Annotated in this window: 12 protein-coding genes; all 12 read left to right on the forward strand. The window is 37.5% G+C overall.

Annotated features, from left to right (window positions below):
* Window positions 1-43 precede the first annotated feature (43 nt).
* Window positions 44-7900, forward strand: coding sequence for a phage tail tape measure protein (locus AC4E8D_RS32500; protein WP_490206530.1), 7857 nt, complete (start codon window positions 44-46; stop codon window positions 7898-7900).
* Entirely contained in the window at window positions 7900-8493 is a 594-nt protein-coding gene (locus tag AC4E8D_RS32505) for a phage tail domain-containing protein (protein WP_490206531.1), read from the forward strand. Before AC4E8D_RS32500 ends, AC4E8D_RS32505 begins: the two co-directional genes overlap by 1 nt.
* Window positions 8493-9482: a hypothetical protein gene (locus tag AC4E8D_RS32510; RefSeq protein WP_490206532.1), complete on the forward strand. Its 990-nt coding sequence runs from the start codon at window positions 8493-8495 to the stop codon at window positions 9480-9482. Before AC4E8D_RS32505 ends, AC4E8D_RS32510 begins: the two co-directional genes overlap by 1 nt.
* A 53-nt stretch (window positions 9483-9535) precedes the next feature.
* The gene (locus tag AC4E8D_RS32515; protein ID WP_490206533.1) at window positions 9536-10174 is read left to right on the forward strand and encodes a phage distal tail protein; all 639 of its coding nucleotides are present in this window, start codon (window positions 9536-9538) and stop codon (window positions 10172-10174) included.
* Between the two features lie 17 nt (window positions 10175-10191).
* Entirely contained in the window at window positions 10192-15045 is a 4854-nt protein-coding gene (locus AC4E8D_RS32520; RefSeq protein ID WP_490206534.1) for a phage tail spike protein, read from the forward strand.
* 13 nt (window positions 15046-15058) lie between these two features.
* Window positions 15059-15490: a hypothetical protein gene (locus tag AC4E8D_RS32525; RefSeq protein WP_490206535.1), complete on the forward strand. Its 432-nt coding sequence runs from the start codon at window positions 15059-15061 to the stop codon at window positions 15488-15490.
* 23 nt (window positions 15491-15513) lie between these two features.
* Entirely contained in the window at window positions 15514-16665 is a 1152-nt protein-coding gene (locus AC4E8D_RS32530; protein ID WP_490206536.1) for a hypothetical protein, read from the forward strand.
* Window positions 16666-16684: 19 nt separating this feature from the next.
* Complete coding sequence (locus tag AC4E8D_RS32535; protein WP_490206537.1) at window positions 16685-17398, forward strand: hypothetical protein; 714 nt, start codon at window positions 16685-16687, stop codon at window positions 17396-17398.
* A 134-nt stretch (window positions 17399-17532) separates the two neighbouring features.
* On the forward strand, window positions 17533-18147 hold the full coding sequence (locus AC4E8D_RS32540) for a hypothetical protein (protein ID WP_490206538.1): 615 nt from the start codon (window positions 17533-17535) through the stop codon (window positions 18145-18147).
* A gap of 16 nt (window positions 18148-18163) precedes the next feature.
* Window positions 18164-18721 (forward strand): hypothetical protein, encoded by a 558-nt coding sequence (locus AC4E8D_RS32545; protein ID WP_490206539.1) that lies wholly within the window; start codon window positions 18164-18166, stop codon window positions 18719-18721.
* Between the two features lie 4 nt (window positions 18722-18725).
* Window positions 18726-19412, forward strand: a complete 687-nt coding sequence (locus tag AC4E8D_RS32550; protein WP_490206540.1) for a hypothetical protein — start codon at window positions 18726-18728, stop codon at window positions 19410-19412.
* Between the two features lie 3 nt (window positions 19413-19415).
* Complete coding sequence (locus AC4E8D_RS32555) at window positions 19416-20672, forward strand: hypothetical protein (protein WP_490206541.1); 1257 nt, start codon at window positions 19416-19418, stop codon at window positions 20670-20672.
* Window positions 20673-20693: the final 21 nt, after the last annotated feature.

Raw genomic sequence — 20693 nt, forward strand, 5'->3', positions numbered from 1 at the left:
CTCCCTTTTGTTTTTTAATACAGCATAAAGGGAGTGTTTATAGATGTCCGATTTTGATATTTTAATTGGCGTGGATATGTCTAACGCAGAAAAAGAAATTAAGCAGTCTATTGAGAGTATTGGCTCTACATATAAGATGAAGCTAAATCTAATTCTTGACAATAAAGACGAAGTGATTAAGCAGGTAAAAAATATTCAAGAACTGTTTTCTAAGTTAGGAAAGATCGATGTAGACTTTGGATTGAAAAGTGAATCAAAAGATATTCAGAATATTAAAACCAAGTTGGAAGGTATTTCTAAAATAGACTTATCTGAAGCTGGAGATGAGCTTACTCGATCTTTAGATTCGGCGCAAAAAAAACTTCAAGCGGTACGAAATGAGTTCGGAAAACTAATGAAGGTTGTTGAAAAAACGGATGGTGCTGGAAATAAAATGCAGACCATCACAACTGGTGATCAGTTTTCTAGTAGGACGAAAACAAAAGGAAAAGATGAAAATGGAGGAATAATTGATAAGTCTCCAGTTGATACACGTAATTTTGCGGCATTAGATGCTTATGTAAGTAAGGCCATGAATAAGATCGACTCTATGAAAAATGTAACAAAGTCTAATCTCAGTGAGGTTGAGAAGCTTACTGAGAGACTGACTAAACTTAACCTGATGATGGCTAATGGAGACGAAGGGTTCCATGGCGAAATAAAAGCTATCAATAGTTTAATTGAGCATTATGACAAGCTAGAAAAGAAAATGTTGCAATCAAACAAAGCAAAAGAAGTGCAAGCGAGAGAAGCTATTAAATGGGCTAATAAGTTAGCTGAAGTCGAGAGTAAGAATTTTTCTAATCCTGCTTCTAAGAAGAAAATGGGTAGACTGGTTGGAGAATTGGATGCTGGTGATTTCAAGAATTTAGATGAACTGCAAAAGAAGTTACGAGAAATTCAGAATCAGTTTACAAAGATTCAAGGCCAAGAAAAGAAAGTTGCATTTGGACGTAAAGTACAAAGTGAATACGAGAAGATTGACAAAAAAGTAAATGGCGGTAAACTCGACAACAAGTATATGTCAGAAAAAGACAAAACTAATATGAATGACGCTGTGGCTGGCGTTAAATCGGCTGAAAATATGCTTCAACTTGAGAACGCATTAAAAAAGGTAAACAAGGCTTATGACGAAATGCTTAGAAAACAAGCAGAATCTATTCGTTATGAAAACATGGATGCCAAACAGCGAAAAATTAGAGTCAACACCCATGATTGGGGTAAGGATATCGACAAAATCAAGTCTCAGGGCTTTGTAAACGACAATGAGTTCGATAGTGTCAGGAAGTCCATGCAAAGCCTTAGCGCGGATTCTAAGACGTATGAGCAGGACTTAAAGCGCATTGAGACTCAAATAAACCGCTTGAATAGTATGTCTGTGAAACGTGCAGATCGTCAAGAGACTCGCAACATAACTAAAGGAAGAAACAATGAGAAGATTGATAATATCAGAAAACAAGGGAACGTTCCTACCAATATAGTTGATGATGCTAAAGGCTTAAATAGTATGTTAGACTTCAGTACTTCGAAGAGAGATGTTGCTCTAATCGAAGATGAGATGAGAAAGCTTCTTAAACTGAACGATGATATTGTTAAGGCAGGGAAAGATGAAGCCAAAAGACTCAAATTGATTGCAGATCATCAATTAAGTGCAGTTAAGTCTGCTGATAAATATGGAGATATGATTGATGATGTAGTCAAAAAGACTAAAGAGCAAGCATCTAATGACGATAGGATCAATAAGATCAAAAAAGAGTCTGCGAGTATTCAAAGAGAAATTAATGCCTTAGAAGAGAAGGGTACAAGTATATCTGCAAAAGAGGAAGCAACCCTTGATGCCAGAAGACAATCCTTAGCGCGACTTGCACAAGAGGAAAGACAGAACCTCCAAAGACAACAGCAGATGGAACAACAGTCTACTGCTTTACAACAACAAATCAACGCTCTTAAACAGCGTGGTACACAACTATCCTACGAAGAACAAAGGGCACTACAGAAGCAAATCCAAGCACTTAAGCAATTAGCAAGAGAACAAAAGGGTGCTGACTCTGGTGGGAATTCGAGAGACAAGAAAGAGCAGTCTCTCAATGATAAATTCGAGAATGCAAGTTATCGAGCAACAAAAGGATTTGGTGTAAACTCGTCTGAAGCCATTAAATTAAACAGAATCATTGAAGAGATTAGACAAAAAGTTTCTGGGTTAGGGAATAAAGTAGGACAAGAGTTTGATGAAGCCACACGAGAAGTTGAACAATCTATAAATCGATTGAACAGTGAATCTCGTAGACTTAGAGACAACGATCAAGCAAGAAGAAATTCTACTTTCGGTGAACTCGGAAATGCACTCAAGAAAGTACCAGTGTGGGCTACGGCAATGTCGGTTGTCTATGGAACCATGGAACAGATTAGACAAGGATTCCAGTCTCTACTAGATATAGATGCCGCAATGATTAATCTGCAAAAAGTAACCGAAGCGAGTGCCCAACAATTAGAATCATTTAAGACAACAGCTTCCGATATGGGTAGAGAATTAGGTGTTGTTGCAAAAGATGTAATTGAAGCTACTACAGCATTCCAAAGATTAGGATATACTCTTGAACAGTCAACAACGCTTGGTAAAAATAGTATTCTATACGCCAATGTTGGTGACATGGATGTTAAAACAGCAAGTGATAATCTCACAGGTACGATTCAAGGTTTTGGTGTAGAAGTAGATGATGCTGGAAACAACGTTCGAAAAGTTGTTGACATGTTCAATGAAGTGTCGAATAATTTCGCAATTACCGCAGACGGAATCGGGCAAGTAATGACTCGTAGTGCCGCTGTAATGAATCAAGCTGGAAACTCAATGGAAGAAGCTATTGCGTTGTCTGCCGCCGCTAACTCAATTATTCAAAACCCTGCAAAAGTTGGTAACTCCCTCAAGACAGTTGCCATGAGACTGCGCGGTGTGTCCGAAGAGGGAGAGGTAGTTGAAGAACTGGGGTCATCTCTTCAAAATACATTTGATCGAATTAACAAACAGTTTGGGTTGATGGGCGAAAGTGCCATTCAGATCATGGAAGAAGATGGTCAAACATTTAAATCGACATATGAAATCTTTGAGGAAGTAGTAAGTATTTGGGATAAACTTTCTGATCTAGAAAGAGCGAACCTCGTAGAGAAAATGGGTGGAAAGCAACAAGGTAACGTTGTAGCCGCAATTATTCAAAACTGGGATGACGCTGAAGCCGCCGCTGTATCTGCCACAAATTCTGCTGGTTCTGCCGCACAAGAGTTTGATGCATATATGGGTGGATTCCAATACAAAATTGGACAGTTCAACAATGCGGTTGAAAGATTCTGGATAACTCTGATTGATACTGACGCTATGAAAGGAATCATCGATTTCGGTACTGTTTTAGTTGATTTACTTACTAAAATTACAGACATCATGGGTGGAGCCAACATAGGAACAGGATTGGTAGGTTTGTTTGCTCTGTTAGCCAATAAAAAACTTAGAGATTCGGTTTTTGTAATTGGAGAGTTAGGGGATAAATTTGATGGTGTTGCAGGGAAGGCTGGAAAGTTCAGTAAAATACTTGTGAATCTCCTTAAGTTCGCAGGAAAACTATCTTTAATTGGTATTGCGGCATCAGTAATTTTTGAAATATTCTCAGCTTTTGGACAAGCAAGCAGAGAGAGATCAGCTTATTTAGATGAAGAAATAAATAAAACTGGAAAACTCTTAGATGCATATAAGGAGACTTTTGGACAACAAGATTTTAATTATAGCGATTTTATGAAATTGCAAGCTAAAGGAACTAAAAGATCGACAGAAGAGGAACAAAAATACCTTCAAACAATAGATCAAATCAAGGGAACAATGCCTGAACTTATCGCTTACTATGATGCAAAAGGCGAAGCAGTTATGAAAACCACCGATCAGGTATCAGAACTTATTAGAGTACAAAAACAAGCTTTACTGCAAGATAGGCAAGAGAAATTAGACATCACTATTGGAGAAACAGATTTCAGCGATGTAGAAAAACAATTAAAAAAAATCAAAGACGCTGAAAATAACCTTGTTAAATCAGAGGGCACTCAAGAGATGTTTAGTGTTGCAAAAGAATACCTTGAAAACGAAGTGAAAACACTAGACGAATCAAACTATCTTGATGTTGTTGATACATTTAGGCAAAAAATAATCGATGCATATGCTAAGATTCCTGAAGAATCTAGAGATGCAATCTCATATCAATCGTTACAAGGAGTATTGTCGAAAACACAGAACGTAGATGAAGCATTGCAGATGATTGAAGGGTTGAGCAATCAAACTGAATCTTTCAGAGAGCATTGGAAAAAAGAAATCGAAACAACAAAAGGTATTGTCACTAGCGAATCAAGTGAACTAGTAAAGGTAATTGATGAATCATTCAACCTTCTTACTGACAATTTGAACATAGATATTAACTCTAATCAGTTTTTATTCTTAGATGAGTTAAAAAAGAATCTAACAGAAAACATTGCTGATTTCGGCCCTGACATCGAGAAAACGTTAAAAAACATCCCTGATTATGTGAATCAAGCGTTTGAAAACATGAAAACAAATGGAATAAATTTAGATGAAATGATGGCTCCTACAGTTGAAAACTTTCAGAAGGTGCAAGATCAAATAAAAGGATTGAAAGCCCAACTCCAAGAAGTTGATCCAAATAATCCGATGATCTCAATGTATGATCAAATTATACAGAAGCATTTGGAAGCATATAACACAATCACGAACAAAGAGTTACAGCCATTTGAATTCACTGCCGATGTAATGAATCCATTCCAAACTTTAATAACAACAATAGGGGATCTTGATTCTGCTTATGGATCGCTGAAAGATGGTCAAGAATTGTCATTAAGTACAACATTAGATTTGATAAGCAAACATCCTCAATTAATAAAAACAATGAAAGTGGAAAACGGAGTTCTTAAAATTACAAAGGATAGTATTAAAGAATTGGCAAGAGAAAAGGAAAAAGAGTTCAAAAAAGATTTGGCTCAGAAAAAACTAGCGGCTCAACAGTCAATTGCAAAAGCTAGAACAGCTATCAATGCTAACTACACCGAGATGCAATCCATCATTAGCTTAATGAAAACATATAACCTTGCGAATAAAATAAATAATAACAGTGCTCCCTTTACGGCTGATGCCGCTAAAGCACAAGAACCAACAGTAACATCTGGCAGTGGATTCTCTAATCCTCTTATGGATGGATATGTAAGCAAGGTAACAAAAGAGAAAAACGATCAAGCTAAAGCGTTACAAGATGCTGTAGTTGCTGGTAGACAGAATATTGCCAACACTGAAGCAGATATTGAAGCTATGGAGAAAATTGCAAATATACAAATTTCTGATCAACTCGGACAAATCGGTAGTCTGGATAAACCCGAAAAAGAAAAGAAAGAAAAAGAAAAAAAAGAATTGCAAGATGCTATCTTTGTGGTAGATAAGTATGCTAAGAAAATCGCTTCCTTAAACAGACAGATTGAAATTCAACAAAAACTTCAATCCGAAAATAGCACTTGGACTGAAGCTTATAAGAAATCGGTCAACCAAGAGATTTATCTGACTAATCAAAAGAAAAAAGCGATTGATGCTGAGATAGCATCGTTACAGAAACAAATTAAAACGAAGAAGCTTGAAAAAACAGGTTTAATTCAAATTGAATCTAATCCAAATGAAGGAAAAACAGCACGAGCAGTAGCGGCAGAACTTCAACAGGAAATTTCAGAAGCAGAGGATCGTCTGAGGGAACTCGGTTCTGAATCTGATTCTGTTGCAAGTCAGATTAGCGAACTTCGAATGACTCAAGTTCAAGGTATGATTTCTTTGTACGACAATCAGCGAGAGTCGATGTCTGATGATATTGCCTACCAAGAGTATGCTATGTCTCTGTACGACTCTACAACACAAGCTTATCGTGATCATGCTAAAGAAAAGCTGAAACTGTTGAGTCAAGAACAAAAGTTCAACAAAGAAGAGTTAGCTTTCTTGATTAAAGAAAGAGACACAAATAAGAATCTAAATAATGCTCAGAAGAATGAATTAAACGAACTGATTAGAGCGAAGAAGGAAGCTATCTACAGTATGGCAACTAGCATAACTGAAGTGGAAACACTTATTGCTAATTCTGGACTTGAAAAGTATCTGTGGCAGTTTGCAGATGAAGCAGAGAAATATGCTGATGCTATTTCTGACATCAGAGATAAGATGAAATATGACTTAGAAGATGATGCTGACTATGGAACACGTATTGATTATCTTCGTCAAATCCTCTCCTTAAACAAAGGTGAACAGGCTGACATAGCTAAAAACATCAAGTATCTCGAAGGTCAATTGGCTCTATATGGAGACAATCTTGAAATGGTAGAGAAGATTACCGAAGAGATTAAAAATCAAAAGGCAAGACAAAAAGAAGTGGGGAACGAAATAAAAGATACGAACTTGGAGATTAAACAAGTGTATCAAACTATATCTGATCAATATGTCGAACTTTACAAAGAACAACTTCAACTGATGCAGGAAGCTGATCAGAAATATTACGAAGAAAAAACAAAAGCTGAACAGGAAGCACATGATGCGCGATTAAAACAAATCGATGATGAGTTGAAAGCTTTACAAGAAGCTTATGACAAACAAATGAAACTCATTGATCGTGCTGAGAGTGCAAGAGATCACGAAAACAATGCTGACAAACTTATCAAGGAAACAGATGAACTCAGAAAACAAATCGATATTCTTTCAATGGATGATTCGTATGAAGCTAAACTGAAAAAATCTGCATTAGTGAAAGAGTTATCAGACAAAGAACTTGAGCTATCTGAACTCGAACATGATCGACAAGTTGAACTGAGAAAAAATAATCTAGAAGATGATCTTGATGCTGAAAGAGAAAAACTGGAAAACAGAAAAGAAAAATATCAAGACGATCTAGATAATCTTGTTGATTCTCTTGACGAAGAAGCTAAAAAGAAACAGGAATACTGGGAAGCTGAACTAAACAATGAGAAGAAATTTGCTGAGATGCGTAAACAAGTTTTAGCAGGTAACTTCGATGAAATGTTTAAGAACATTGATACATGGTCGAGTAACGTTACCGAAAGAATGGCTGAATTGAGTAAAGGAGTTACTGAAAACTTTACTTACAAAGTGCAAGAAGCCATTGATGCAATGAAGGATTTGAGCACATTAAAAATCGGATCTTACGAAAACTCAACTACTAAAAACAATACAACAAATCTGGATGGAAACTTGAAGCCGACAGTTGATACTCCTAAAAATAACGAACTAACGGAAGCGGACAAAGCGAAAGACCAAGCAACTAAAGATAAGCCAAAGATCGAACAGATGAAGCAAAACAGTCTTGAATGGCATAATGCAGATGACAAGAGAAAGAAAGAACTTCTAGATGAAAACCAGAAGTTAGGCAAAGAAATTGGTGCTGTGTATAAAAACGGAACATGGTATCAAAAAGATGGAAAAACTAAACTTTACACATTTGATACTGGTGGATATACGGGCGATTGGAGTGGCAACGAAGGACGACTCGGTGTCCTACACAAAAAAGAAATTGTCTTGAACGAGAAACAAACCGAACACATTCTGAACGCAACTCAAGCTTTAGCTAAAGTTAATTCGAATGTTCCTACAGTAAACGCTATGAGCAACATTGCCACACCAGTACAACAAACAAGTACAACTGAGAAATCGGAGCATAACGAATATAACATTGAGGTCAACATTAAAGGTAACGCTGACAAAAAGGTTGCTGATACTGTTGCTGATCAGATTGTTAATAAAATCAAGAGAACTAAGGGAGGACGATTCTAATGTTGGAGGGAATTCATTTTTATTATGATGGTGTTCACTCTGTAGACATGGGTCTTCTCAATTGCACTATTGATGGAGGAATGTTTGAAGAAACATTCCTTCCTTCAAGAAGCATTGTGGAATCCAAAGTTGCTGGCAGAGATAAACCGTATTTTCAATCCATTGAACAAGAACCAATTGAGTTTGAATTAACATTTGCGTTTGAGAATGGATATGATGAAAGAAAGCTAAGAGAGGTTGCGAGATGGCTGTTTCAACCTTACTATAAACCATTCTACACGGTGGATAACCCCAACCGTGTTTTTTATTGCATGATTGAAGGTGATTCCAGTTTATTTCATAATGGTGCAAAGCAGGGATATATTACACTCAAAATGAGATGTGACAGTTCATATAGTTATGCTCAAAAATCTTTGAAAGAAAAGATGCAGTTTGGTAGTTCAAAACTAACAAAAAGTGCGGTAGAAAACACTTTTAATTATGACATGGGTTACATGGAAAACGTTGAAATTGTTAATGGATCACTAACTACGAAGAAGATAGATAAGACGTGGAGAAGATTCTCTGGAATGAAGTGGAGGGATATTTTATAATGACAACAGAAAAATTGAAGTTATATCAACCTAGTTTGGATGACGAAGCAGACTTAACACTTGACGAGTTGTCAAAAAACTTCAAAGTGTTAGACGATGCGTTTGATGAAACTGTATCTGATGTTTTGGGATATCTGATATCTGGAAGAGTTTACGAATCTGGAAAGAAGATTTGGAACCGAGTCCCTAACGTTGGTAGTTTCTCAGGGTGGATTAATTTGAGGACAGGAGCGTTTGCTCCAAAGTGGATGCGACAGACGACATATAATCTAAAAGACAAAACAATATCACAAGCTAACAATGGACATTATTATGAGTGTATAGCGAGTGGGACAAGCGCATTAAGTGAGCCATCGTTCCCTACTACACCAGATAGTGTTTTTTTTGATTTGTTTGGTCATACAATCTGGCAGTCCTCCTATACTTATTCTATTGATGATATTGTTGTATCGACTGTCGGAGACAAGAGTTACTACTACAAATGTATCATTTCTGGCACATCAGGGGTAGGGGAACCGAATTGGACGAATGTATCTGGATCAACGGTTGTAGATGGAAGTGTCAGATGGTTTGTATATAAGACGGTGATTTGGCAAGAAAAAGGGTTGAGTTGCGAGTTTGTACCATTTGGCGCTGTAGGCGATACGAATACCATTGAATCTGTTGGTACCATTACAACAGGTAAGTGGGAAGCGGATACGATCAAAGTGGATAAGGGTGGAACTGGTGCAACTAATGCTAAGGACGCAAGAAAGAATCTAAGTGTCGCAGGAAAGTATAAGGAAACAATTGGTGATGGAACTAAGAGAGTGTTCACGATCAACCACAATCTTGATACTCAAGATGCAGTTGTTGCGGTGAGAGAATTGGGAGCACAATCTGCTTTAATCAGCAATGTTATCGTCAAGTATCCTGATATAAATAATGTGATTGTTGAATTTAGTGTTGCACCAACAGTCAATCAGTACAGTGTTATTGTTATAGGTTAATCAATGTGGGCTACCGATATCTGGTAGCCTTTTTACTTTTTGGAGGTGACTAGATGAAGAAATGGTTTGAATTGTTTCCGCAAAAAACAATCTATATATCTGATGAGTTCTCGATTGATTCGAATTTCGAGACTTATATTGAAAAAATAGATTTGAATTATACAGCTAACGATGGAACTGTAGATGTTTTTATCAGAATCTCGTATGACTCTTCTACATGGGGAGAATGGATCAAAATAAACAGTGTTGCTTATGGTCAGTTGTTCCGAGACGATTACTACGGAATGGAATACGCAAAATTTCAATATAAAGTTGAGATGGAGAGCGAAGGAACTGTTAATCCAATCTTCAAATCATTTTCGTACACTTTCGTAGGTTCTCATACAATAGTCAACACAGGTGATACTTTGTGTAAGCCAGAGTTGTGGATTACGAAAAAGAATGGAAGCGGAATGATCAAACTGATCAATGAGACAAATGGTCAAATGCTTATTCTCAACAATCTAAATAACAACGAAGAAGTTTATGTGGATTGTGAAAACGAAGATATTGTTACCAACCTACCACTCACATATCGATATGACGATCACAATGATGTTTTCATTGAGTTGGAAGTAGGAGAGAACTCGTTAACAGGTGAGGGAGATTTTGAGTTGACAATTAGACATGAATTTAAAACGCTACAAGGATAAAAGGAGATGATCGCTTTATGTTGAGACTTGGAGATATTGATTTTAAGAGGAAGCCAGTAAAACCTCAATTATTCTTATGTAAACCTAGCAAGCAAATTGTCTCCAAAATGAATGAAGCCTTTGATATCACTTTTAATCAGAAGCTTGGTGCATTGAATGAGATGAACTTTGCCTTACCAGTTTATGTTGAAAAAAATCATCAAATGGAGATGAATCCAAATTACGAAATGATGAGAGGTAGATATGTTGTCAAATTAGTATTGGGATCGTATGTTGAATTTTTTGTTATCACAAATATCAATAAAGATGGTCAATCAGATGGTGAACAAGTTGAGATTAAAGCGATGTCATTGGGATACGAAATGAATGATAAAATCATCCGTGGATATGAAGCGATCTCTAAGACTGCAACTGAAATACTGAATGACCTGCTGATAGATACCATCTGGAAAGTTGGATACGTAGACAGTGAGTTTGATCTGAAGCGAAGAGGATTAGAAGTATCCTCCAACACAGTCCTAGAACTCGTATTCGAGGTCTCTAAGACGTTTAATGCACTGGTGACATGGAACACTCTAAGTAGAACTGTAAGCTTCGTGAAGCCTGATCTCGTTGGTCAGAACAAGGGTTTCAAAATCAAGTATGGTAAATATTTGGAGTCACTAACACAAGAAGATAATGCTGAAGAAGTTTTCACTCGAATGAAGATGTATGGCAAAGAAGACATTTCAATTCGTGAGATTAATCCTACAGGAACAGTATGGATCGAAGACTTTGGTTACTACGTTTATCCATATGAAGAAGTGAAGAGTTACAGCAATGAAAATCCGAGTGGGACGACAATCAAAAACACTTGGAAACACAGCGATCAAGATTGGCAAGTAATGAATGGTTTGCTTAATAGTGTGTCTACCGCTAACACTAAGACATTGATTGTGAATGATTATAGTGTATCTATTAAAAATTATAAAGTTACTGGGACACTTAGAGCAATTAATGGAGACAATATGATGGGTACAGTTGTAGGGTATCAAGACCCAAACAATTATTATTATGTTGGTTGGGAGTCGGGTAAAGTTAATGGTGGTCTCGGCTGGACTGATTCACATGTAAGAGTTTATAAGGTGGAAAATGGCGTGGAAACACTAATCAATAAGACTTTGCTAGTTGATGGTTGGAGTTACAATGTCAACTATACAATGAGCGTAGAAGTTTACAATGACACAATTAAAGTATGGATAGACAATAGACTCGTGTTAAGTGCTCAAGAAAGTTCGTATATTGTTGGAGGATACGGGTTCTTGGGTTATGCTCAAATGTTCTCAGTATCGAATGTGAAAATCGAGTTAAAAGAACATGAGGTTGTCAAGCACAGCGACTACATGTCAGATGAGTTGTGCCATGCCAATATTGCTTATGACCAGCTATTGCAAGAAAACAAGGATGCATTTGCAGTTCTTGTGGGTAAGCGTGAAACATTTAACTCTATCATTAATACGAAAAAGAGAGAATTGGCTACGCTCAAAACAGAATATAAGATTCTTTTGGATGAACGAGATGTACTGAATACACGGATTTCTAAGATGAACGATGATATTGATCATCTGGACAATACATTTAAAGATAAAACTCTTTTGGAGAGCGATTTGGTTTCGTTAACAGCAGAACTGAATGCCAAACTAATAGAGATCAGAGCCAAGGAATATCAAGTCGGCTCGAAGGAAGCAGAAATTGTTATACAAGAAGACCTTCATTTGGGTGTTTTGAATGAGATCAATCTTCTCAAAGTGCTGTTGGACGTTAAAAATAACTTTAGACCAGAAATTCTTGACGAGAGAAATCAATATGTCATAGAGAAAGAATGGCAAGACTCTAACATTGAAGATCCAAAGGATCTCCTTGTTGAAGGTATGAAGGCATTCGAAGAATTAAAAGAGCAGAAGATCACCTTGAAGATTGAATTAGTGAACTTCCTATCGATGATTACTGAGCAACGCAACTGGGATAAGTTAGGTATGGGTGACATTATCGGGATTGATCATGAACGACTGAAAGTTGTGTTCAAGGCTAAGATCACGGAAATAGAATACAACTTTGAAGATGAAGAGATTAGCGTGACCATAAGTAATGTGAAGGACGTAGCCAACAGAGATAAGTTTCTCGATATGCTTTACAAGGGATATAGTTCATCCACAACAGTATCCATTGATTCATGGAAGTGGGATTTGTCGCTAGAAAATAAGGGTTCTATTAATGAAATCATCAACAACATTTGGGATGCTAATAAGCAAGCTATTCTTGGTGCAAAAGATCAAGTTATTGAGATTTCTGATCGAGGACTTATTATTCGAGATCCGAACGACCCATTGACATATCTTGTTGGCTTGAATGGTATGTTAGCTATTACCAACGATGGTGGTAATACTTGGAAACATGCTATTACTGGAACTGGTATTGTTGGTGAGAGGATTTACGGAAAAATTTTCATGGGTGTGAATCTTGCACTTGAAGATGAGGATGGAGTACTTAAATTCCAAGGTTCCAAAGGTGAAATCTTTGATCGCAACGGAAGACTCGTGATGAAGCTTGGATTGGTGAATGAGAATCCAGACGTATTTGGTCTTTGGTCATTCAATGATATTACAAGAGTTAAGGTTGATGATAGAGAAGGATTTGTTATTGAGAGAGCAACTACCGACACAAGTAAATATCCTGATGGATGGGAAAAGATCATGTGGGCTGATCCAAGCGATGGAACACTCTATACTCATGATCTGGTAGCTAAGAATATTAAAATCGTCAATAACATTGGTGATGTCATTCTTGATTCTGAGAGCAACTATTTAGATATTGGTGATTTTAAGAATATCGTTATGGATAACAAGTTGACCACTATGGAGAAAATGCAAATCATTACTGAGTTGTACAAGATTGAAGCTGGATACCACAGGATGCTTGAACAAGCTGATAAATACAAACGTTCCCAAAGAGATGATATATTCGATATTAACTCTCAGTTTTTCTCTAAGTCTTCAAGTACGATTGATCTTTACTCTACAACACCGCTGACAAATGCTTATTCCTCGTTGTTGAATTACATGTCACAGTACATTGATATTGTTGGTCAAGCACCTCTGAATATCAACGTAAACTCCCCTAAGACAGAACAGACAAGCGAGATCCCAGATCGCGCAGAGTTTATCTTGAAATTTAAGAATTATTACGATGAAGAGAAAAATCTTCGCAACAAAATTGAAGATGCACAATTCTATTCTGGACTGAATATGGGTCAGTACTACAATAACGTTGTTATTGGAGAATATGGATTTATCGCACTAAGAAGTGATGGTAAATATCGTTCGGTTCTGAATGCTACGAATGGTTTGGCGCTTCAGAAGTGGGAAAATAACAAATGGACTAATAAAGTATATGCTTCTATTGGAAACTCAAGTTACGAAGATGGAACCCTCATTGCAGAGGATCTGGTGGCAAAACGCCTTCGAATTGAGACCAAGCGCGGAGATGTGTTACTTGATGCAGATGCACTCAACTTTGACTTCACTGTAATAGATTCTATCATCTTAGATGATGTGATTATGTCTCCAGAGAAGATCGTATTAGCCAATGTGTATAAGAGCATTACCAAGCAGTATGTGACCCTAAACGAGCAAATAAATCGGTACGCAACCACTATTTATAATGACAGAGATTCATCCTACTATGGTTTGGATGACGCTAGAAATCAATTACAATCTTCAGGGAATGAATTAGTTTCAGCGTACAATGCACTCACATCTTACATGAATCCTGTATTCGCAGATATGAATAGAACCACGCATATCATCAATGATCTTCATTCGACAAGATATCAGTTCCATTTGGTTTGGGAAAATTTCTATAAAGCCTACGAAGGTGCTAGAGCCAAACTTGCAGACTTCCTAGAGAAGTCTTCTTTGCAGTTGGGCAGAAACTACAATAATACTGTAATCGATGCTGAAAACGGAATTGTAGTTACCAGAGGTAATATGATGAACCGAACCACGCTAAACGCTACAGAAGGCATCAAGATCGAGAAGAACGTTGGAACTGCTGGTAGTCCCATTTGGGAGAAGAGATTTTATGTTGATCTTGAAGGCAACTTATACGCTGATGAATTGAGCACAAGAAAACTTAGAATCCTTGATGCAAAGCTTGGAGATGCAATTATATTTGATTGGCTTGATGGTATCACGATCAATGGTCAAAATGGAGAGCAAATTCGTTTGAATGCGAATGAGGGTATTGCGATTGATGTTAATGGCGATCCGAGATTCTGGATTCATACTGATGGAACATTGAGAGCGAAGAAGTTAGTCGTTGTTGGAGATGAAGATGAAGAACCTATCAAACTTCCTGATGGCTCATTCATATCAAACCTTACTGTAAACGCCTTAAAGACTTTGAATAGCGTGGAAGTGCAAGACTATATTTATATCCGAGATAACATATTCAGTTTCTACACTGGAACGGGTGATATCGAAAATGACCTTGAAAAGTTAAAATTCTTTGTTGAAGGCGAAGGTCACGCTGGCTTTGCGGCAATTAAGTTGGGCATTGGTAATGGTAATGGTGACAATGAAATTGGATTTATCCGCAAAGATCAAAGCGCATTCAAGTTTGATTACAAAGCACCGGGAACATATACAAGAAGAATCTGGATGACTAACCAAGTTGGTTCAGGTACAGAAGGGATTATCTTAGAATCTCAGGGAGCAGGAATTAAGGCTTACACTAATGGTCATACAATTCGTCTTGAAGCTAGTGCGAGTAATTATATTGAGATTTCTTCTACTGGAATCAAACTTGTAGGCACTAGAATCGATATCAACTAGGAGATGATAGTAAATGCCGAAAGTAGCTTTAAATGATGCAACAATAGCTGATACGACTGCAAGTGGTCATATAAGCTATGAAAGATATGAGCAAACTGGAACCGATTCAGATGGATGGCCTACGTATGGATGGGTTGGTGGTTATACAACGAGTGCGACTGTCAAGGGGAAGTGCATAGCTTCCTCTAGTCGTGTTTTCATTAATGGGAAGAATCCCGTACTACAAGGAGACAGAACAGACGAAACAGATCAGTACTCCATTCCTGATGGAAGATACACAGGTGGAGCACATTCGGGTGCTTCAGGTAGTGTATCTGTGGGAAATTCCAAGAGTGTATTTATTGGCGGCAAATCAGTTTCGGTAGAAGGTTCTCGTGTGAGCACTCACGCAGGAACAAGTTCTACTATAAATGGTGGTGGAAGTAGTAATGTGAATATTGGATGATAGCTGAAAAGGAGGTGAGAAACATGCCATATTCAGATTATTCATATCTTGATCCAATCCATATTATATGGAGAGATGGCACAGCAGAAGATCCCTATATAGATAGGGCAGAGTATTTGAAAGTGGGAATGCAAAAAGTAGTTCTTTCTGAAATCCCAGACAAGTTTACAAGGGTAAGGATTGCTGGACTAATGGAAATAAATTATGAAGGTGTTCCAAAGAAGATGATTTTAGAGAATCAATTCAGCGTTAACTATTCGACAGGAGTCATTCAGTTTCATGAATCTCATGAGTCAAAAACTGTGAACATTATATACAAGGGTAGAGGATTTATTCAATATCCCTCAAGTAGAATATATCATCAAGATGAGATGAATGATGTAGTAGAGTCTTTAGATCAGATTATCGAAAGAGTAAAAGAAAGTATATATGACGCAGAAAAGAAAATCAGAGATTATGAAGCGATACGAGACTTAATGTTGGACACTATTGATGAATCTGAAAAGGCTACGAGCGAAACCATTAAAGCCAAAGAAGAAGCAATTGTAGCTACTGATATGGCTAAGGATGCATATCAAACAACAAGGCTTGTCTTTCTTCCTTATGTGAATCTGGAGACAGATATTGCTGTTCAGTATCCGAACCCGCAAGTTGGATGGACAGTGCAAGTTTATGATACTGGTATTCGATATCGCTGGGATGGGATCGATTGGGTTCCGATTGATATGTTTGGAGGAAATATTCCTCTAGCAGATGAAAATATCGATGGGCTTTTGTCAAAAGAAGATTATGAAAGACTACAAGTAATCGACGAGAAAACATACTCGAAGCGAGTGCTTGTTTTTGTGTTGCCTTCTTTTCCTGTTACTGGTGTTCAATCAGTAATTGCTAGATTTCCATTCAAAGGGAATATTATCGGGGTTAAGGCTCTATGTGGAATCAAAGGTGATACAGACACAGAGATTGTCATTCAGAAATCAAGAGATATGGTCAATTGGAATACGATCATGACCAATAATGTCTTCATTCGATATGACAAGTACTTCGATGATGGAACTGCAACAATATTTGATAGCGATGTGCAAGAAGGCGATCTATTCAGGCTCGAAGTCCTTCAGCAAGGAGCAAATCTTCAGAATGTCACGTTAGAAGTGATTATTGAAACAACTATATAATTTGAGAGGAATGATATAAATGGCAAAACCAATTATCATGTGGTATGACTCTACACATGCGGCACAAGTTCCAACTCCATTCGACTTTGGAGTTATTGACGCAGGAGATGAAAGTAATATTTTTACGTTTAACGTTTGGAATAATAAAGGCGGTATAGCTGATGTATCTAAAATGGAAGATTGCACAATCACAACTCGTGATATGGATGGTGGTCTAGGTAATACTGTTGGTAAGATCGTTCAATCTGTAAAAGACAACTGGTTCCACGCTCAAGTAGATTCACTTGGCGAGAATGATTTAAGTCAAGCATCCTCTAAAATTGGTGCAGACTTCAGTAAGGCGATTGGTACTACAGGAACAACCAAACACCGTAAGAGTCTTACAGCTACTACTTGGGTAGCAAGTACAGCTTATACAGTTGGACAAGCAGTTAATCCTTCTGTGGCTAATGGATATATTTACGTTGTTACTACAGCAGGTACATCGGGTGGTTCAGCACCTACATGGCCTACTACAGCAGGAACATCAGTTACAGATGGTTCGGTTGTATGGGATACTGTAGCAATTAATCATAAGCCAAGTGCCAAAGAAATCTATGGCGTACAAAATGATGGTAGCCCTGCAAACTCTGCTGGTAACTTTATTACTGTAACCTTGCAGGCGGTCGTTCCGCTTAATGCTGATGCCGGAAGACAAGACTTTAAAATTAGAATATCTTATCGCTATGTATAAGAACTGAAGAAAGTCCTGTTATATTAAACGAAAATACAGCTTTACTAATCACTTTATAGGATGGAGAACATTAATTTGTTCTTCATCCTTTTTATTTTTATCTACTATATCCAATACAATGGAGGTTTTCAATTATGTTTATTTTAGGTAATCGTCAGATGACGAAATCCCCTGTACAGGGACAGAGTTTTGTTTGGGTGGCTGAATATTATGACGGAAATCATCTTGCAGAGTTTGATTTCGTAGGTGGCAAGTCAAATGATTTCTACAAGATCGACAGAAATAAGGTTGTTAAGTTTGGTTTGATTGGAGAAGACTCTCAAGCTTACTTCGATGTAGGTAATGGCGTATTCACGATCAACAATCACAGAATCACAATCTCATATGAAGCAGATGGTGTTGAATATCCACTCACAGGTAGAGCAATGGTTTATAACGACTTGATCACATATAAAGATGCTGTATCTGATGCACATCCAATGGCAAAGGGTGAGGGTGCATTTACCCATAAGATCATGCAATACAATGTTGGATATAAAAAGAAAATGGAGCTGTCTGGTGTCAATATCAACTTCCAAAGCGTTATGGCTATTCCTGCTGACGAGTCTGCATACATGCAGATTAAAATATCTGCTGATAAAGACTTGGGTGGGAAACTTATCATTCGTAGGAATGGTGCGGTGGTTGATGAAATCAAAGCAGACTTGAAGAAAGATATGGCTGGAATGATTAACTGGACAATTAAATAAATGGTGGTGAGATGATATGGCTATTCAAGAGATAGGTATTGGAGTCGATCTATCTAAAGGTAAATTCAGTGATACAGTTTTTAAGGATAATGTTCTTAAACTTGTTGAAATAGGAAAAGATTCAGATGGCAATCCGATCTATGTGGGAAATGGATATTGGGAGTCCGAAGCCATTCTTATACAAGATAAGATTACAGCGTTTAAGAATGTTGCACGAACATTAGATATAGCTGGTGGAGCAACCTACAAACTTTATGTTCAAACATCTGAAGATGGTTTTACGTGGGGCGAATATGAAGAAACGCAACCTACAGGAGCGATCACTAATGCTCCTGCTAAATATGCAAGAATCAAGATTGAAATTTTCTCAGAGAGTTTAGATTCTAATTTTTACGCAGATAAGTTTGATGTGATCGGCAAGTATGACAATGGATTTATTGAGAGTGAAAGTGGCTCATTGTCTCTGAAAAAGAACTATATTGAAAAGATGAATATAGATGGTTCGGTGTTTATAAGCACTATTGAAGGATCTAAGTTTAAAAAGCTAGATAAGATTAGAGTAAAGAAGGGGTGATATTATGCCAGTTCCAGCAACGACAGGACAATTAAGAGCAAACATAGCAGACATGGAGATCGGTGATTATATTGTTTGGCGATACGACTCTGCTGGAGAACAGTTTATAGATGGGACTCTTGGTACTACTGAAATACCTGTAAGCGGACTAGTAGGTACAGCAAGTTTAAACAACTATTACTGGTACGCTCTTAAAGTAGATAAAGGTCTTTTGATCTCTGATAGGATAAGGCATCACACAGTAACATGGGATTCCATGAACAGTAGTAAAATCATTGAAGGGTTGCCTAAAACGTTTGGTGGTGTCTCTGGAATAGTCCGTAGCATATCTGGCGGTGTTGGATATGCAGACGCAAACGGAAATTTGAGCATGAAGGATTTAGGGTTTGGAGCATTCCCTACAATTAATGAGTGGGATGAGTATATCAAAAATGGTCATTTGGGTGGAAAGGTGAAGCTCAATGATGATAATGTTTGGCATCATCTTAATGTTTTTTCTTGGACTAAAGAATCTCCAGCTATTGGCACATGGACTACAAATGCTGGAACATCTTTAAGTGCAACTAGTGCCATGAGAATTGTGCGTGGATATGAATCAAGATCAGACAATAGAGATATAGCTTTTACACTATCTTCGTCATCACAAAACTATATTGGATTTCGTCCTGTATTTGAATATATGGAGGTGTAATAGATGGCTACATTAGGACAACCACTTACAGCACCAGAAGCAGGGTGGAAGAGGTATGATAGTCAAAGAGGTGAAGTTAAATTCGAGGGCAGTTGGATAAATACTTCGAATGCTTCTTACTATAACGGGAGCAATAATTACAGTACGGATGTGAACGCTAAAGCATCGTTTAAATTTGTTGGGACAAAGTTAAGAATTATAGGCTATCGTGATCCAGCAAGAGGTGATGTTAAGATTAAGATAGATGGAGTTGAAGAAACTTTTAGCCAAAATGGAGTCTCTCAATTTCAGACATTAACATTCGAAAAGATAAACCTCACAAATATAGAGCATACAGTAGAACTGGCTTTTGGTACAGGGAGTCTAGATATTGATGCCATAGATATTGACGATACAGGTCGTTTGTTTCATCCTGATGAAGTCACAAGTATTGCGGAACTTGAGATTGGTAAGCGGATCAGATGCAATTACGTTGCGACTTCAGGAGCGGTTGGTTCATTCAGTGGACTTGGTAAAGAAGTTTCTGGTTTCATTCCTGTTACAAGTACAGCAACACCAAATGGTGATTTTTACTTCATTATGGTGGACGAATACAATGGCAAAAAGGTACTGATTGCAGATCGTGCCATTCAGCATACCATTTCATGGGACAGTCTCAACTCTGCTGGACATGTTTTTGGTGTAAGAGTGGATATGAATGATCATAAGTATGATTATGATTTTAGAATACCTACTGGTGGAATAAATGGTGCTGATGCAGACAATGAATGGATAAATTATATTGTTAATTCAAACTTGAATGGAACAATCACTGCTGGAGACAATTTAGTTTGGAACTATGGTTTTCTTACTTGGAACACTACAACAGTGGCAGGGAATTCCTCTGCTCGTATGCGAAGAGGTGGTAGTACTGCGAGTTCTCTAAGTGCTGGAGCATCAAATACTTATGGTAATTCCTTTGGCTATAGACCTTTGCTTGAAATAACATCTCGTCCAATGCAATCAACATTTATTAATCATGAAGGATCGTATAAAAGGTTTGACGCTGAAGCTTTAACTTGGAAGACAATATCCGCAACTTTACCATCGGAAGACACTTTTATTAGTGACGGAATGGATGATCTGTCTGTATTTGATAGGAAGAATGAAGTTTTCATTCAGACTATGACTGCCAATGGAGCACTAGGATCAGGCAAGATATTCAAAGGAAGTATTGATCTGAAGAAGTACTTTGAAATAACAAGTGTAAGTGTGAAGTAGGGCTTAAACGCTCTACTTCTT

The sequence above is a fragment of the Paenibacillus sp. SRL342 genome, assembly GCF_984798905.1.

What these genes read in the sequence shown, in the direction of transcription:
- AC4E8D_RS32535 (WP_490206537.1), top strand. Translation starts at nt 16,685, where the DNA reads ATGGCAAAACCAATTATCATGTGGTATGACTCTACACATGCGGCACAA.
- AC4E8D_RS32520 (WP_490206534.1), top strand. Translation starts at nt 10,192, where the DNA reads ATGTTGAGACTTGGAGATATTGATTTTAAGAGGAAGCCAGTAAAACCT.
- AC4E8D_RS32540 (WP_490206538.1), top strand. Translation starts at nt 17,533, where the DNA reads ATGTTTATTTTAGGTAATCGTCAGATGACGAAATCCCCTGTACAGGGA.
- AC4E8D_RS32550 (WP_490206540.1), top strand. Translation starts at nt 18,726, where the DNA reads ATGCCAGTTCCAGCAACGACAGGACAATTAAGAGCAAACATAGCAGAC.
- AC4E8D_RS32555 (WP_490206541.1), top strand. Translation starts at nt 19,416, where the DNA reads ATGGCTACATTAGGACAACCACTTACAGCACCAGAAGCAGGGTGGAAG.
- AC4E8D_RS32500 (WP_490206530.1), top strand. Translation starts at nt 44, where the DNA reads ATGTCCGATTTTGATATTTTAATTGGCGTGGATATGTCTAACGCAGAA.
- AC4E8D_RS32525 (WP_490206535.1), top strand. Translation starts at nt 15,059, where the DNA reads ATGCCGAAAGTAGCTTTAAATGATGCAACAATAGCTGATACGACTGCA.
- AC4E8D_RS32545 (WP_490206539.1), top strand. Translation starts at nt 18,164, where the DNA reads ATGGCTATTCAAGAGATAGGTATTGGAGTCGATCTATCTAAAGGTAAA.
- AC4E8D_RS32510 (WP_490206532.1), top strand. Translation starts at nt 8,493, where the DNA reads ATGACAACAGAAAAATTGAAGTTATATCAACCTAGTTTGGATGACGAA.
- AC4E8D_RS32505 (WP_490206531.1), top strand. Translation starts at nt 7,900, where the DNA reads ATGTTGGAGGGAATTCATTTTTATTATGATGGTGTTCACTCTGTAGAC.
- AC4E8D_RS32515 (WP_490206533.1), top strand. Translation starts at nt 9,536, where the DNA reads ATGAAGAAATGGTTTGAATTGTTTCCGCAAAAAACAATCTATATATCT.
- AC4E8D_RS32530 (WP_490206536.1), top strand. Translation starts at nt 15,514, where the DNA reads ATGCCATATTCAGATTATTCATATCTTGATCCAATCCATATTATATGG.